The organism is Romboutsia lituseburensis DSM 797 (genome assembly GCF_900103615.1).
GTDB classification, from domain to species: Bacteria; Bacillota; Clostridia; order Peptostreptococcales; family Peptostreptococcaceae; genus Romboutsia_F; species Romboutsia_F lituseburensis.
This window is the reverse complement of the sequence record NZ_FNGW01000002.1, coordinates 183,856-199,783: the sequence shown is the minus strand read 5'-3', so window position 1 is coordinate 199,783 and position 15,928 is coordinate 183,856. Positions and strand designations below refer to the sequence as shown.

General features: G+C 26.1%; 13 protein-coding genes. 12 read left to right on the top strand and 1 reads right to left on the bottom strand.

Going from position 1 to position 15,928, the window contains the following annotated elements:
- The first annotated feature begins 134 nt into the window (after window positions 1-134).
- The 8 genes from BLP75_RS04095 (at window position 135) to BLP75_RS04060 (ending at window position 10,057) form a co-directional block, all read left to right on the top strand.
- Window positions 135-755 (top strand): hypothetical protein, encoded by a 621-nt coding sequence (locus BLP75_RS04095; protein ID WP_092723182.1) that lies wholly within the window; start codon window positions 135-137, stop codon window positions 753-755.
- A 259-nt stretch (window positions 756-1,014) separates the two neighbouring features.
- Entirely contained in the window at window positions 1,015-3,774 is a 2,760-nt protein-coding gene (locus BLP75_RS04090; protein ID WP_170827930.1) for a PAS domain-containing sensor histidine kinase, read from the top strand.
- A 459-nt stretch (window positions 3,775-4,233) separates the two neighbouring features.
- On the top strand, window positions 4,234-5,625 hold the full coding sequence (locus tag BLP75_RS04085) for an oxaloacetate decarboxylase subunit alpha (protein ID WP_092723178.1): 1,392 nt from the start codon (window positions 4,234-4,236) through the stop codon (window positions 5,623-5,625).
- 15 nt (window positions 5,626-5,640) lie between these two features.
- Complete coding sequence (locus BLP75_RS04080; RefSeq protein WP_092723176.1) at window positions 5,641-5,928, top strand: OadG family protein; 288 nt, start codon at window positions 5,641-5,643, stop codon at window positions 5,926-5,928.
- A 279-nt stretch (window positions 5,929-6,207) separates the two neighbouring features.
- On the top strand, window positions 6,208-6,573 hold the full coding sequence (locus BLP75_RS04075) for a biotin/lipoyl-containing protein (protein WP_092723174.1): 366 nt from the start codon (window positions 6,208-6,210) through the stop codon (window positions 6,571-6,573).
- 22 nt (window positions 6,574-6,595) lie between these two features.
- A complete protein-coding gene (locus BLP75_RS04070) occupies window positions 6,596-7,726 on the top strand; it encodes a sodium ion-translocating decarboxylase subunit beta (RefSeq protein WP_092723172.1) in 1,131 nt (376 codons plus the stop codon).
- 223 nt (window positions 7,727-7,949) lie between these two features.
- A complete protein-coding gene (locus BLP75_RS04065) occupies window positions 7,950-8,981 on the top strand; it encodes a threonine aldolase family protein (protein WP_092723170.1) in 1,032 nt (343 codons plus the stop codon).
- A gap of 146 nt (window positions 8,982-9,127) precedes the next feature.
- The gene (locus BLP75_RS04060) at window positions 9,128-10,057 is read left to right on the top strand and encodes an LCP family protein (protein ID WP_170139150.1); all 930 of its coding nucleotides are present in this window, start codon (window positions 9,128-9,130) and stop codon (window positions 10,055-10,057) included.
- 75 nt (window positions 10,058-10,132) lie between these two features.
- Here BLP75_RS04060 and BLP75_RS04055 read toward each other — a convergent pair whose 3' ends face one another.
- Window positions 10,133-11,374 carry a peptidoglycan-binding protein gene (locus tag BLP75_RS04055; RefSeq protein ID WP_092723166.1) on the bottom strand — a complete coding sequence of 414 codons (1,242 nt, stop codon included), beginning with the start codon at window positions 11,372-11,374 and terminating at the stop codon, window positions 10,133-10,135.
- Between the two features lie 338 nt (window positions 11,375-11,712).
- On the opposite strand from BLP75_RS04055, the gene BLP75_RS04050 reads away from it, so the two are divergent.
- The 4 genes from BLP75_RS04050 to lepB all read left to right on the top strand — a co-directional run bounded on the left by BLP75_RS04050 (window position 11,713) and on the right by lepB (window position 15,891).
- Window positions 11,713-13,239: an alkaline phosphatase gene (locus BLP75_RS04050; RefSeq protein ID WP_092723164.1), complete on the top strand. Its 1,527-nt coding sequence runs from the start codon at window positions 11,713-11,715 to the stop codon at window positions 13,237-13,239.
- A gap of 19 nt (window positions 13,240-13,258) precedes the next feature.
- Window positions 13,259-14,434 carry a YibE/F family protein gene (locus tag BLP75_RS04045; protein ID WP_242872378.1) on the top strand — a complete coding sequence of 392 codons (1,176 nt, stop codon included), beginning with the start codon at window positions 13,259-13,261 and terminating at the stop codon, window positions 14,432-14,434.
- Window positions 14,435-14,617: 183 nt separating this feature from the next.
- Window positions 14,618-15,256: a DNA-3-methyladenine glycosylase gene (locus BLP75_RS04040; protein WP_092723162.1), complete on the top strand. Its 639-nt coding sequence runs from the start codon at window positions 14,618-14,620 to the stop codon at window positions 15,254-15,256.
- 98 nt (window positions 15,257-15,354) lie between these two features.
- Complete coding sequence (lepB, locus tag BLP75_RS04035) at window positions 15,355-15,891, top strand: signal peptidase I (RefSeq protein WP_092723160.1); 537 nt, start codon at window positions 15,355-15,357, stop codon at window positions 15,889-15,891.
- Window positions 15,892-15,928: the final 37 nt, after the last annotated feature.

Here is a 15,928-nt window from a genome sequence, read left to right as displayed (position 1 = left end):
CGAATGATAATTAATATCAATAAAGAAATTAAAAAAACTAATAAAATTTTAAATTATACAGATAATAATATAGTAACTTACTTAATTTATTTTATGTATACACATAAAATACATACAAACATAGGAGGGTAATTATGAATTTTAAAAAAATCGCGACTACAGGACTATCATTAGCATTAATACTTGGTGTAACAGGGTGTACTAGCAAAACTAAAACTGTTGAAGAGAAAAAAGTAGAAACGCCTACTACAGAAGAAACTAAAGTTGTAGATAAAGAATATGTAAATAAATATTCTAAAATCTATGGAGATTACGAGACTGGGCTTAAAGATTATGAAATGTATTTAACTCCAGAAAAAGTAACAGAATATTATACTACTAATGAATATCCAGGAAATGAAAAATATTTAGAAAATGTAAAAATGGCTTATAAAACAAGTAAAGAAAAAACACAAGCATATGTAGATTCATTAAAAAATGATATGAAAACAGATGACGCTGATCTTAAAAAAATGAATGAGGGCTTAATAGCGGAAGGTGAGAAAACTATAGCTAATATAGATGAAAAATTAAAAAGATTAGATGAAATTCCAAAAGATGCAGTGTCAAAAACACAAGAAGAGTATATAAAAGTAGTTGATGAAAGTATTAAAATTAAAGATGAGACTAAAAGTGAATTTACAAAAATGATTGATGAAATGAATAAAAAATTAGGTATAAATGTAAATAACAATACAAATGAAAAAGTTAAATAAAATTTTAGTAAATATTAAATTAGATAATTTAATTTAGTTATGTGTATACAATTAAAATTGATTAATCAGATAAAAAATTTATAAATATTATAAAATTTAAGCTTAAAAAATATACAATTAGTATATTTTTTAAGCTTTTTTAACAATTAAAATTAAATTATATATGTAAATTATTTATTTTTAACACTATAAAATGACAAATTTTTTGGGAATAATTTGATATTATATGTATAACTAAATGAAAAAAGTGGGGAAAAATATGGATACAAAAGTAATTAGTAATAAAGATAAATTGCTAAGAATTAAAATGTTTATTAAAGAATATAAAGTAATACTTTTTCTAAACTTAATTTTTATAGTTATTGCAATTTTAAATAAATATTATTACTGTAAAACAATTAATTTATTAAGAACTACTTTGCTTTGGATATTTTTATATACTGTATCATATGATGATGAAGGTGAAGAGCAAAATACTTTACTTAAAATTTTGAAAATAAGTAGTTTAGCTATTATAGTTTTATCGGGCGTTGGCTCTGTTTATGATATAGATTATAAATTTATCCCATTTAATATAACATTAACTATAATGAATTTATCTAACTTAATTTATATACTTAACAAAAATAGTAAAGTAATTAAAACTACAGTAGTTATATATACTATTATTATAATTTCTATCTTAACATTATATTTTTTTATAGGAATAGCGCCTGTTAATAAAAGTATTATATTTATAAATATATGTATAAATATTGTGACTTTGTTTATATACAGAAATAAGCAAATAAAATATAAAGATATGATAAAAAATTTATCTTGTATTAATTTTGTTTTAAATATTATTGTACTAGCTATTGTATTTATAAATAAAAATGAAATTAAAGAAAATCTAGGATATATAGTTATGATTATATTACTTAATCATACCTATTATGGATACAATTATATAATAAAAAATATAATAAAAAATCCATATTTTGAACTAGAATTAAAAAATATAAAGTTAAATTCTAGTTCACAAAGATTAAAAAAGTTAAATACTATTATTAGTAAAGATGTAACAATTCAAAATAAGATTAAGGAATTTATAATTGAAAGGCAAGCATTATTAGAACAAGCATTAGATACTGTTCCTAGTGCATGGATGATTACTGATTATGAATTTAATATAATTTATAGAAATAATAAATGTATGGAGGTATTTGATAATAATATAAATAATTTCAAACATATTAAATGTATACTAGAAAATGATAGTATAATTAATAGACTAAATAATATAGATGTAAATAAAAATATGTTGGAGACAGTATTGCCTGTAGGCAACAAGCAATATTTATTGAATATAACTAACAATGATACTGATTTTACCTATTTAATAAGTTTTATAGATGTTACTAGTGAATTACATATGGAAAAAGAGTTAAAAGATAAAAGAGAAGAATATGAAAGTATAGTAGAGAGTATTCCGTGCCCTATAATGATAAGAAATGTAAAAGAAAATGTAAAAGAAGCTAACTTGCAGAGTATAAATAAAGCTTTTGAAGAATTTTTTGGATACAATTCAAGAGATATAAATGGAATAGAATTAGTAAAATACTATGATATGTTTGACATAAACATTTATGATAATAAAAATTACAAAAAAGTAAACTTATCTCATGAAGAACAAATTAATTTTATACATGAAAATAGTAATTGTAGCTTTATTATGAATTGTACTATGAAAGATAAACAACAAAAGGAACACAACCTAGAAGTTCATATAAATAATTACAATGAAGGTTCAGAAGAATTAAAATTGTTAACCTTTATAGATAAAAGTAAGGAAATTAATATTTATCAACAAATAAATAAACAAAATCAGCTATATCATAAAATATTAAACAATATACCTGATGGGATAATTGTAGAGGCTTTAGGCAGTGGAGAAATAATTTATGCAAATCAAAAATTTAAAGAAATTTTTTCAATAGAGAATGACAGTGATGGAATTTGGGTTCAAAAATATAGGGATAGACTAGAAACAAAACATTTATACAATTTACAATCAGGAAACAAAAACAAAACAATTTATATTGTAAATGAAAATAAAGATATAAAAGAAGTAAAATTTTATTCTAAAATTTGGATTTTAGATAATTTAAAGCACAGGCTTAGAATAGTTAAAGATTTAGGTGAAAAAAGAGAAGCAGAGAGAATGAAAGAGATATTGAGAAAACAAAGAGAATATGACAAGATGAAAATGGAGTTTTATGCAAATATATCCCATGAATTAAAGACACCATTAAATAATATATATAGTTCAACTCAATTAGTAGAAACACTATATAATAGCAATAAAATAAAAGATCAAAATGAAGAAATTAATTCTCATGTTAAAATAGTAAAACAAAACATGTTTAGGTTGATGAGATTAATTGACAATATAATTAATATATCTCAAGTTAAATCAGAAATTTATAAAATAAATAAAGTTAACTTTGATATTATTTACTTAATAGAGGAGATAGTATTATCAATTAATTCATATGCAAAATCAAGAGGCATAAATTTAGTTTTTGATACAAACGAAGAATGCTTATTAGTTGGATTAGATCCTGAAGCTATAGAAAGAATTGTTCTTAATGTATTATCAAATGCAATAAAATTCACACCAAGTGGAGGAGAAATATTTGTAAGTATTTACAAGCTAGAAGATAAAGTACAAATAACTATAAAAGATAGTGGAGTGGGCATAGAAGAAGATAAGTTAATGGATATTTTTGAAAAGTTTAAACAAATAGAAAATGGTAATATAAATAATGAATTTGGTAGTGGAATAGGGCTGTATTTATCTAAATCTTTAGTTGAAATTCAAGATGGAAGCATAGACTTAAAGAGTGAAGTAAATAAAGGAACTAAAATTATAGTAGAATTTCCAATAAAAGAGGTTATTGAGGATGATGAGGACATCATTGAATATGGGGGAAACATTGAAAAATTTAAAATAGAGTTTTTTGATATTTACAAGTAAATATTTTGGTTTAAATAGTAAAGTTTTTAATGGTTTTATAATTAAATTATTAAAAACTTTTTTTATTTTAATATAATAAATTAGTTTTTTGTAAAAAATAACAAAAAATAATAAAATATAAAATTAATACATAAATGATGTATTGAAGTAGTTCCAATATGTCTGTATATAAAATAAGAAAAATTAGTAATAAAAAATTATAAAATAAAAAATTTGCTATAGTTTGTAGAAGGATATTTTAAAAGAATATAGAACAAATTAAATAAATAAAAATAAATAAAAATAAATAAAAGAGATTAATTATTTAGGCTAAATTAGCATAAGTATTAAATAAATAACTTAAAATATTAATAATAACATGGGAAAAGAGATATTTACTGCTAAATATAAAAAAAATTATATGGATAAGTCAATATTAATATATTGTCGAAATAAATAAAAAAGGGGTGTGGTATTTGAATGAGTAAATTAAAAATAACAGAAACTGCATTAAGAGATGGGCATCAATCTTTAATTGCAACAAGGTTAAAAACAGATGAAATAATACCTATACTTGAGACTATGGATGACGTAGGATATCATGCATTAGAAGTTTGGGGTGGAGCAACATTTGACGCGTGCATACGTTTTCTAAACGAAGATCCTTGGGAAAGATTGAGACTTATAAGAAAACATGTTAAAAAAACAAAACTACAAATGCTTTTAAGAGGTCAAAATTTACTTGGTTATAGAAATTATGCTGACGATACAGTAGATAAATTTGTAGAATTATCATTAAAAAATGGCATAGATATTATAAGGGTATTTGATGCATTAAATGATGTAAGGAACTTAGAAGCTTCAATGAAGGCCATTAAAAAATATAATGGTCATTGTCAATGTGCAATATCTTACACTACAAGTGAAGTTCATACTACAAAATATTATTTAGATTTAATTAAAACAATGGAGAGTATGGGCGCTGATTCTATATGTATAAAAGATATGGCAGGCGTTTTAACTCCATATAATGCATATGATTTAGTGAAAAAAATAAAAGAAATAACTAATCTACCGATAGAATTACATACTCATTGTACTAGTGGTATAGCTGACATGATATATATGAAGGCTGTAGAGGCTGGAGTAGATATAATTGATACTGCAATATCACCATTTAGTGGAGGAACTTCACAACCTCCAACAGAGTCATTAGCTGTTACATTTTCTGAAATGGATAGAAACCCAGGACTTAACATGGAAAAGCTTTTAAAAGTTGCAGAATACTTTAAGCCGATAAGAGATAAATATATGAATGATGGAATATTAAATCCTAAAGTTTTATTAACAGATCCTCAAACTTTAAAGTATCAGGTTCCAGGGGGAATGCTTTCTAATTTATTATCACAACTAAAACAACAAAACGCAGTTGATAAATATGAAGAAGTTTTAAAAGAAGTTCCAAGAGTTAGAGCTGATTTAGGATATCCACCGTTGGTTACTCCGATGAGTCAAATGGTTGGGACACAATCATTGTTTAATGTATTAAGTGGTGAAAGATATAAATTAATACCTAAGGAAATAAAAGATTATGTAAGAGGTAATTATGGTAAATCTCCAGCTCCAATTAGTGAAGAAATAAGAAAGAAAATCATAGGAGATGAAGACGTAATAACTGTTAGGCCTGCAGATTTAATAAAACCTGAATTTGAAGCAATAAAAGAAGAAGCTAGTGAATTAGCTAGATGTGATGAAGAGGTACTAATGTATGCTTTATTCCCACAAGTAGCCCCTAAGTTTTTAGAAGAAAAATATTCTATAAAAAAAGAAGAAAAAGAAGATGAAGTTATATATATAACAGTAACTATGTAGAAAGTAGGTGATAATATGACTGGAAAAATAAGTATAATGCAAGGGCTTTATGTTACAGTAATCAGCATGGGAATGGTTTTCATAACTTTATTCTTAATATCAGTTATACTGGGTTCTTTTAAAAGCTTATTTAAAGATAAAGTTAAACCTTTAAACAAAGAAGACCATCATAAAGAACTTGCATTAACAGATGAAGAAGATGAAGAAGAAAAAGTAGTAGTAGCACTGGCAGCATCAATAATGGCAGGGCAAGGAAATATTAATCCAAACCTTCGTATAAAGAGTATTACAAGGATTAAATAAATTTATATAATTTAAGAAATTATAACTATTATATGAAAATAATTATATATTGTGATAAAGAAATTCTAATTTATATTCATAAATTTTAATATTAAGTAGTATAAAGATAGTGGGTAAAATTTAACGTATACTTAACGTAGTGAAAATATGATATATCCACTAAATATATATTACTAAGTTAAAAATATAAGATACGATTGTAATTATATAAAAAAAATTAAATTTAAATAAAATTTATAACTTAGATAAAACAATATAAATATAAAGGAGATTTGAAAGATGAATGCTAAAAAATATCATATAACATTAAACGGGAAAGTATATGAAGTAGAGATAGAAGAAGTTATAGAAGGCGTAAATGACAATAAAGTAGAGCCAAAAGCACAACCACAAATACAAAAAACAGTGACTAAACCAAATGCTAACTCAACTGGAGAAAGTATAACAGCTCCTATGCCAGGAACAATAGTAAATGTATTAGTAAAACCTGGTCAATCTGTAAAAAAAGGTCAGGTGGTAGCTGTTCTTGAAGCGATGAAAATGGAAAATGAAATTGTAGCTCCAGTAGATGGAAAAGTAGAAACTGTAAATGTGGATAAAGGACAAAATGTAAGTCTAGGTGATAATTTACTAGAAATAGCTTAATTAATTTTTGGGGGAGTTTAAAATGGGTGATATAATAACTAAGTTTATTACTGAATCTGGTTTTGCAATGATAACTTACAAAGAACTTATAATGATAGGTATAGCATGTATATTTTTATATTTAGCTATTAAAAAGGGATATGAACCATATTTATTAATACCTATATCAGTAGGTATGTTACTTGCAAATATGCCAGGCGCAGATTTAATGAAAGAAGCAACACAGGATAGTACAGGGGGGTTATTCTACTATTTATACCAAGGGGTTAAATTAGGAGTATTTCCACCACTAATATTTTTATGTATAGGAGCTAGCACGGACTTTGGGCCACTTATAGCTAATCCAAAGACTTTATTACTTGGAGCTGCAGCACAATTTGGTATATTCTTTGCATTCTTAGGAGCTATATTCTTAGGATTTACAGGACCTGAGGCTGCATCTATAGGTATAATTGGAGGTGCGGATGGACCTACAGCGATACAATTAACATCTAAGTTAGCACCACATCTTTTAGGACCAATAGCATTAGCTGCCTATTCATATATGGCATTAGTTCCGGTTATACAGCCACCAATAATAAAAGCATTAACAACAGAAAAAGAACGTAATATAAAAATGGAACAGTTAAGACCTGTTTCACAAAAGGAAAAAATAATATTTCCAATAGTAGTTATGGTATTAGTTATAGGTCTACTTCCAACGGCAGCTCCTCTTATAGGAATGCTTATGTTTGGTAACTTATTAAAAGAGTCAGGAAGAGTACCTAAACTAGTTGAAACTGCCCAAAATTCATTAATGTATATAATTACAATAATGTTAGGACTTACAGTTGGGGCAACAGCTAATGCAGATACATTCTTATCAACAAAAACATTAGGAATAACTGCTATGGGTCTTTTAGCATTTGCAGTAGGAACAGCATCTGGAGTATTATTTGGTAAAATAATGTGTAAGGTTACAAAAGGAAAAGTAAATCCTATGATAGGTGCAGCTGGAGTATCAGCAGTTCCTATGGCCGCTAGAGTTGTACAAAAAGTAGGGCAAGAAGAAAACCCTTCAAACTTCTTATTAATGCACGCTATGGGACCTAACGTAGCTGGTGTTATAGGATCAGCAGTAGTGGCGGGTATACTTCTTAAATTCTTTGCATAATTAAATACATAAAAAAAGAGCTATTTTATAAAATAGCTCTTTTTTTATGTAAAGTAAAAGATAAATTGAAATTTGATAATATAAGAAATTATGGAGGAAAACGTAATTATATATATTAATTTAGGAAATTTAATTGTATAATATATTTAAATTAAAATGATAACATGAAATTATATAATTTAAATGTATTTATATAAAAAATGTATCTAAAGGGGGAGACAAAATGTATAGTTTAAAAAATGATTATAGCGAAGGTGCACATCCTAAAATATTAGAAAAAATAGTAACAACTAATTTAGAACAGTGTGAAGGTTATGGAGAAGATATATATTGTATAGAAGCTAGAGCTTTAATAAAGGAAAAATTAGAAAATGATAATGTAGACATACACTTTATACCAGGGGGAACACAGACTAATTTAATAGCTATAGCATCTTTTCTAAGACCTCACGAGGCTTGTATAGCAGCAAATACAGGTCATATATTTGCAAATGAAACAGGTGCTATAGAATGCACTGGACACAAGGTAATAGCTATGAACTCTAATGATGGAAAGCTTAAGAGTCATCATGTATTAGAGGCTGTTAAATCTCATACTAATGAACATGTAGTAAAGCCAAAGCTTGTGTATATATCAAATTCTACAGAAATAGGTACTATATACACTAAAAAAGAGCTAAAAGAATTAAAAGCAGTTTGTGATGAACATAATTTATTATTATTTATGGATGGAGCAAGATTAGGATCAGCTCTTTGTTCACAAGAAAATGATTTAAGCTTAAACGACATATCAAACCTTGTACATGCCTTTTATATTGGGGGAACAAAAAATGGAGCATTATTAGGTGAAGCATTAGTAATTTGTAAAGATTCTTTGAAAGAAGACTTTAGATATCATTTAAAACAAAGAGGAGCAATGCTTGCAAAAGGAAGACTTTTAGGAATACAGTTCGTAGAATTATTTAAAGATAATTTATTTTTAGAAATAGGACAACATGCAAATGATATGGCAAATATATTAAGAAATGGAATAAGTGAGCTAGGATACAACTATTTAGTAAATTCACCTTCAAATCAAATTTTCCCTATATTTCCAAATGATGTTATAGATAAGTTAAAAGAAAATTATTCATTTGCTATATGGAAAAATATAGATGATGAAAATACTTGTATAAGATTGGTTACTTCATGGGCAACAAAAAAAGATATGGTAATAAAGTTTGTAGAAAATTTAAGATGCATATCTAAAAATTAAAATAAGAATTATTAAAAATAATATTTTTTTAGAAAGTCATATTTTATTATAATAAAATATGACTTTTTTATATAAAATGTTAAAGTTGATTATATGAAGTATGATATTATAGACATAAAAAATATAGAATACTAAGGAGAATAGATGTGAAAAAACTAAATAATAAAATAATTATTGCTATATTATTATTTTTATTAATTTTAGTAGGATTATTAGGATTTATAATATATAAATCACAAAACGAAGAAAATCCAACTAAAAATATACCAAATATAGAAAATGAATTAAAAAATGAAAAACATATAGATATAGCGTTATTTGGTATAGATAAAAGAAATGAAAATGAAAAATCAAGATCGGACTCTATAATAATAGCTAGCATAGACTTAGAGAAGAAAACTATTAACTTAGTTTCACTATTAAGAGACACGCTAGTAGAAATAGACGGACATGGGCAAGATAAATTAAATCATGCATATGCTTATGGTGGTTCGAAGCTTTCACTTGAAACAATAAATTCAAATTTTGATCTAGATATTGATAAATATGTATCTGTAGACTTTTATAGTTTAGCTAAAGTTATTGATATAGTAGGTGGAGTTGATATTGAACTTAAAGATTATGAAATTGAGCAGATTAATGCAAACTTAGTAGAAATAAATAAAATAGAAAACTTAAAAAAAGGTACAGACTATATAACGCAAAATGGAATTAAAACATTAAATGGAAGACAAGCAGTTGCTTATTCTAGAATTAGAAAAAAAGGTAATGGAGACTATGAAAGAACTCAAAGACAAAGAAATGTTTTAAAAAGCATTTTAGAAAAATATGAAAAACAGCCTTCAGATAAGAAGTTTGAAATCAATATGGAGATAATAGGCCAAATAAGTACAAATATTCCAGTAAGCTATATTAAAGAATTAGGATTAAAGATATTCTCTGATAAAGAATTTGAAGTTAATCAATATATGATACCTTATGAAGGTAGCTTTGAAACCATAACGTATAAAAATATGTGGTGTATAAAGCCTAATATGAAAGAAAATATAATCAAGTTAAAAGAATATATAAAGTGAAATAAACACGCAATATAATTTTAAAATATTAAATAATAAAGAGGATTATAACCAAGTTATAATCCTCTTTATTATTTAATCATTAAATTCTGCTATTTTAGTAACAGCTACATAAATTTTAGATATAGCATACCAAGTCGCAAAATCAACTACACCACTTTGATTCATTCTAAAGATTTCTTGGAATTTTAGTACGCTGTTTCTAGTGGCTGGACCATATATACCATCAACTGCAATTTTAGGTAAAGCTGGATATGCATTTGATATTGCATTTAATTGTTCTTGAATTATTTTAACACTTTCTCCACTTGAGCCAAGAGAAAGAGTATATCCAGGAAATGATGATGGAACACCTTTTATCATATCTGTTCCTTGAAGTCCTATGTTATATCCGTAATAATATTTTAATATATCTTCAAATTGGTATCCTTGATCTCCTAAATATTTACTACCCCACTGAGTCATTTTTCCAGGGCACTGTGTCTGTACACCATCACAATACTGAGCTAAAAGTGGTTGGTTAGCACCTTTAGGTCTTTGTATATAAACATTAAATATATTATCAACAACAATACTTATAGTGTCAAAAATATTTCTGTTATAAATAAACTTATGATCATATTGTGTACTTGAAGTAATAGTAAAGTTATATCCCATGTTTCTATACCATTCTGTATAAACTCTATTTAAGGTGAAAGAAACTATAGCAATAACATTTGCATATATGGTTTGAGTAGGCCAAGTTGCGTAAATCTCAGAACTTGCAACATTTTTTATATAATCTCTAAATGGTATCCAATAGTTTGGAGCATTTTTATCACTTGGCAACCCGTCATGAACTATTATATATTCGGGCACAACAACATAAGGTAAAACATACGGTACTTTTTTTAAAGATGGTTCTAATATTTTTGATTCATAAGGTCCGTATAAAGAATGCTTTCCTATAGTGTAAATTTTTATATTGGATTTCGATAGCTTAGAAGACCTAGGTAATGATATGTTTTGAATAGCTTCGATACAAGGTAATATTTGGACTCCTTCTATTATTATTGTTTCATAGCCATCCTTTTCAACTTCAAGTAGATAAGTACTGTATGCTCTAGGAGAATTAGGCACCTGAGAATACATGAAATTAGGAGCATCGAGCAATACTTTTTTTACTTGCCCAGAAGAATTAGTAAGTAGATTATCGTAGAGAATTTTACTTTTTTTACATTCATCTTTAGGTATTGTAGATATTTTAATTTTTGCACCCTCAATAGGAAAATTATTTTCTTCATCAGTAATTTTTATTGTTAAGTACCCCTTATACAAAATAATCACCTCTATAAAATTCAACTTATGATATATAATATTAAGAAACTCTTTAAAAGTGAGTTGTACTATAAATTAGACTAAATTTATTTATATAAAACGTAAAAACATACAATGGCAAATTCAGAATTATTAGAAAAAATATATGGATATAGTTTAATTGATTTCATATTAAAAGAGTATTAAACTTTAATAAGTAGGCAAAAACTATTCTATAGTTGGCATAATTTAAATAATATTAACAGTTGATTAAGCAATACCTAATAACATTTTAATAAAATAACTTTATGATAATAAATATAAGAAACAATATATGTACAAAAGGTGAGGAAGTAAAAATGAAAAAAATAAAAAATATTATAGTATTAGGATTATCATCACTACTTATAATGAGTTCGTTAGTAGGATGTTCAACAACTAACGAATGTTTAGAACAAATCAAAGAATCACAAGTAAATGTAGGACAAGTAAATATTAAAAAGCCCAAATATGTGTTTCTATTTATAGGGGATGGAATGTCACACACACAAGTTAATGCAGCACAAGTATATAATGGAACTATAAAGAATAAAGATAAGGTTGAATTAGAAAAACTAGGATTTACACAATTTCCTGTTATAGGAAATGCAACAACTCAAAATGCCACATCATTTATAACAGACTCAGCAGCAGCAGCAACATCTATAGCAGGTGGTGTTAAAACTCAAAGTGGGGTTATAGGATTAGCAGCAGATAAAAAAACTAAAACAGAAACTATTGCAGAAAAATTAAAAAAAGAAGGTTATAAAGTAGGAATTGTAAGTAGTGTAGCATTAAATCATGCTACACCAGCGGCTTTTTATGCTCATACAAAATCTAGAGGAAATTATTATGATATAGCACAGCAAATGGCCAATAGTGACTTTGACTATTTTGCAGGAGGTGCTTTATTAAATCCTAAAGGATTAGATAAAAATCAAAAAGATGCTTTTGATATATTAAAGGAAAAAGGATATAACATTACAGATAATAAAGATGAAATAATGTCTTTAAATAGTGAGTCAGGAAAGGTATATGCTATAAATCCACAGATACAAGATTCTTCTGCTATGGAGTATAGTATAGATACAGATAAAGATTCTTTGATGTTAAATGATTTTGTGAAAAAAGGAATAGATGTACTTAAAAATGATAAAGGATTTTTTATGATGGTAGAATCAGGAAAAATTGACTGGGCAGGACATGCAAATGATGCTATGACAAATATAAGTGATGTATCAGAATTAGACAAAGCTGTCAATGAAGCTGTAAAATTTGCAGATAAGCATTCTGACGAAACTTTAATATTAGTTACAGGAGATCATGAAACAGGTGGGATGTCTATAGGACAAGCAACAACTGGATATGATACTGCATTTGATATATTACAAAATCAAAAAATATCTTATGTAGAATTTAATGAACTGTTAAATAAATACAAAGAAAAAACTAAAGAAAAAGATGGTAAATTAGAGGATTTATTACCTATAATAAAAGAAAATTTTGGTCTTATTACTAAAGATGATAAAGACGCATTAAAGAAAGATAATAAAAATTTAGTTATTTCTGATTATGAATATAAAAAATTACAAGATGCCTTTAAAGAAACGATGAAAGAAAAAGATAAAAGAAAAGAAGGTGAAGTAATATATGGTAATTATGAGCCTTTATCTGTAACACTTACTCATATAATAAATAACAAAGCAGGGATAGGATGGACATCATACTCTCATACAGGTGTTCCAGTGCCGGTGTATGCTATGGGAGCATCTAGTGAAGTGTTTAATGGGTCTTATGATAATACTGATATATTTAAAAAATTAGTTGAAGTATGCGGATTAAAATAAAACATATTAGGAGAGAAAATTGATTAAAAAAGAAAATTTGAGAAATAAAAAATCATTAATAAAAAATAAAGATTTTCTATTTTCTATTATCTGTATAATTGGGATAATAATATTATTATTAATTCCAACTGGTTTTGAGAAACAACTATATATAAATTCTCAAGGTGTAAAAGCTGAGGTTATAAGTGTAGATAACTCTAATGTCTATCAAGTTGGTCTGGTAAAACAAGGTGAGCAAAGATGTAAAATAAAAATACTTAATGGAAAACTAAAAAATAAAGAAATTGAAGGAGTAAATTTATTAAGTGGAAAGTTAGAAGAGGACAAGATATTTAAAGAAGGAGATAAAGCCTTTGTACTTATAGAACAAAGCAAAGAAGGGGAAATTTTATTTGCTAATATGATAGATCATTATAGAATAGATTCAGAAATTTTTTTGATAGGTTTATTTGTGGTTTCACTATTAATATTTTCTGGTATAACAGGTATTAGAACAATTATATCATTTGCGTTTACATTGGCTTGCATATTAAAATTATTTATACCAATGCTGTTAAAAGGGTATCAGCCTATATTACTAGCTTTATTTATAGGAGGAATTATTTCTATAATTACATTAATATTAGTTGCTGGATTCACTAAAAAAGCTTATTGTGCAATAATTTCTAGTATATTAACATCTCTTTTAACTTGCATATTAGCTATAGTATTTGGAAAAATGTTTAATATACATGGATCAGTTATGCAGTGGTCAGAATCACTTTTGTATGCAGGATACCAAAATGTTAATTTAACGCTTATATATCAAGCTGGAATTTATTTGTCTTGTTCGGGAGCAATTTTAGATCTTGCCATTGATATATCAGCTGCAATTGAAGAGCTAGTAGATAAAAAACCAGATATATCTAAAAAAGAAATATTACTTTCAGGAATTACTATAGGTAAGTCTATAGTAGGTTCTCAAACGACAACATTATTATTAGCATATATGGGAAGCTTTATAGCCGTTATGATGGTTTATATGGCACAAGGGACTCCTTTACTTAGCATACTAAATACAAAGTTTATATCTTCAGAAATTTTGCATACATTTGTAGGATGTATAGGGCTTGTTATAGTTTCTCCACTTACTTCAATTATATGTAGTTATATTTATACAAAAAGCAAAGCTATAAATTTAAAAACAATAGAATAAATAAATTTATGAAAAACTACCTCAAAAGTAGAAGCTAATTAGAGGTAGTTTTTTATTGGGTTTAAACTTACATAAAAACTAAAAAATATGTTATTGAAAATATGAATTATATAAAACTATATTAAATGGTATACTTAAAATATAAATATTAAAATAATTTTTTTTATAAAGAGAGGTATAAAGTTGGACAGAGAATTTTTCAATCAAGATGGTATAAATGTTGCAAAACAAATACTTGGCAAATATTTAATAAGAAAATATGAAGGAAAAACTATAGTAACGAAAATAGTAGAAACTGAAAGCTATATGGGGATTACGGATAAAGGAGCCCATGTATATGGGGATAAAAAAACTGAAAGAACAAAGCCACTATATTTAGAAGGAGGACATATATATGTTTATTTGATTTATGGAATGTATTATTGTTTAAACGTATCAGCTAATAATGAAGGTATACCTGAATGTGTTTTAATAAGAGCAGTAGAGCCAATAACTAATTTAGATGAGATAGCCTTTAATAGATTTAAAAAAGAATATGCACAACTGACAAACTATCAAAAAAAGAATATAACAAATGGTCCAGGTAAACTTTGCATGGCTTTAAATATAAATAAAACTCTAAATAGTAAAAGTATTTTAGGTGATGAATTATATATAAGTGATTTTTACTATGAAGGAGATAATAAAATATATAGCGATAGCAACTTTGAAATAGAAAATGGAAAAAGGATAAACATAGACTATGCACAAGAAGCAAAAGATTATTTATGGAGATTTTTTATAAAAAATAATAAACATGTATCTGTAAATAAAAATAAATAATATATATGAATATGAAGAAAAACTCAAATTATAAATAATTTTAAATAGTATATTTTTATGATAAAATAGTATAGAAAATACAAGTTAAGGAGTATGTTATGAGCAGTAAATTAAAAAAAGAGATTTTTGAGTGGGTAAAAACTATAGCTGTAGCACTAGTATTAGCAGGAATAATAACTTCAGTAGTAGCGCCTACTATAGTAAGCGGAGAGTCTATGTATCCTACTTTAAAGGATAAAGATTATTTATTTGTAAATAAACTATCATATAAGACAAAGGATCCAAAAAGAGGAGATATAATAGTATTTAAAACAGACTTAGTTGACTATGAAAGTGGAAAGAAAAAGGACTTAGTGAAGAGAGTTATAGCATTACCAGGAGAACACTTAGTCATAAAAGATAACCAAGTTATAATAGATGGAAAAGTATTGAAAGAAGACTATATACATGATGCATATACAGACGGAGATATAGATATAATAGTCCCAGAAAATCATATATTTGCTATGGGGGATAATAGACCAAATAGTGGAGATAGTAGACAAGTAAATTTAGGTCCTATAAATGAAGATGAAATAATAGGAAAAGTTGTGGTAAGGCTATATCCATTTAATACTATAGGAACAGTTAAATAAATTTTAAGTCACCAAATGAATTTGGTGACTTTTTTTT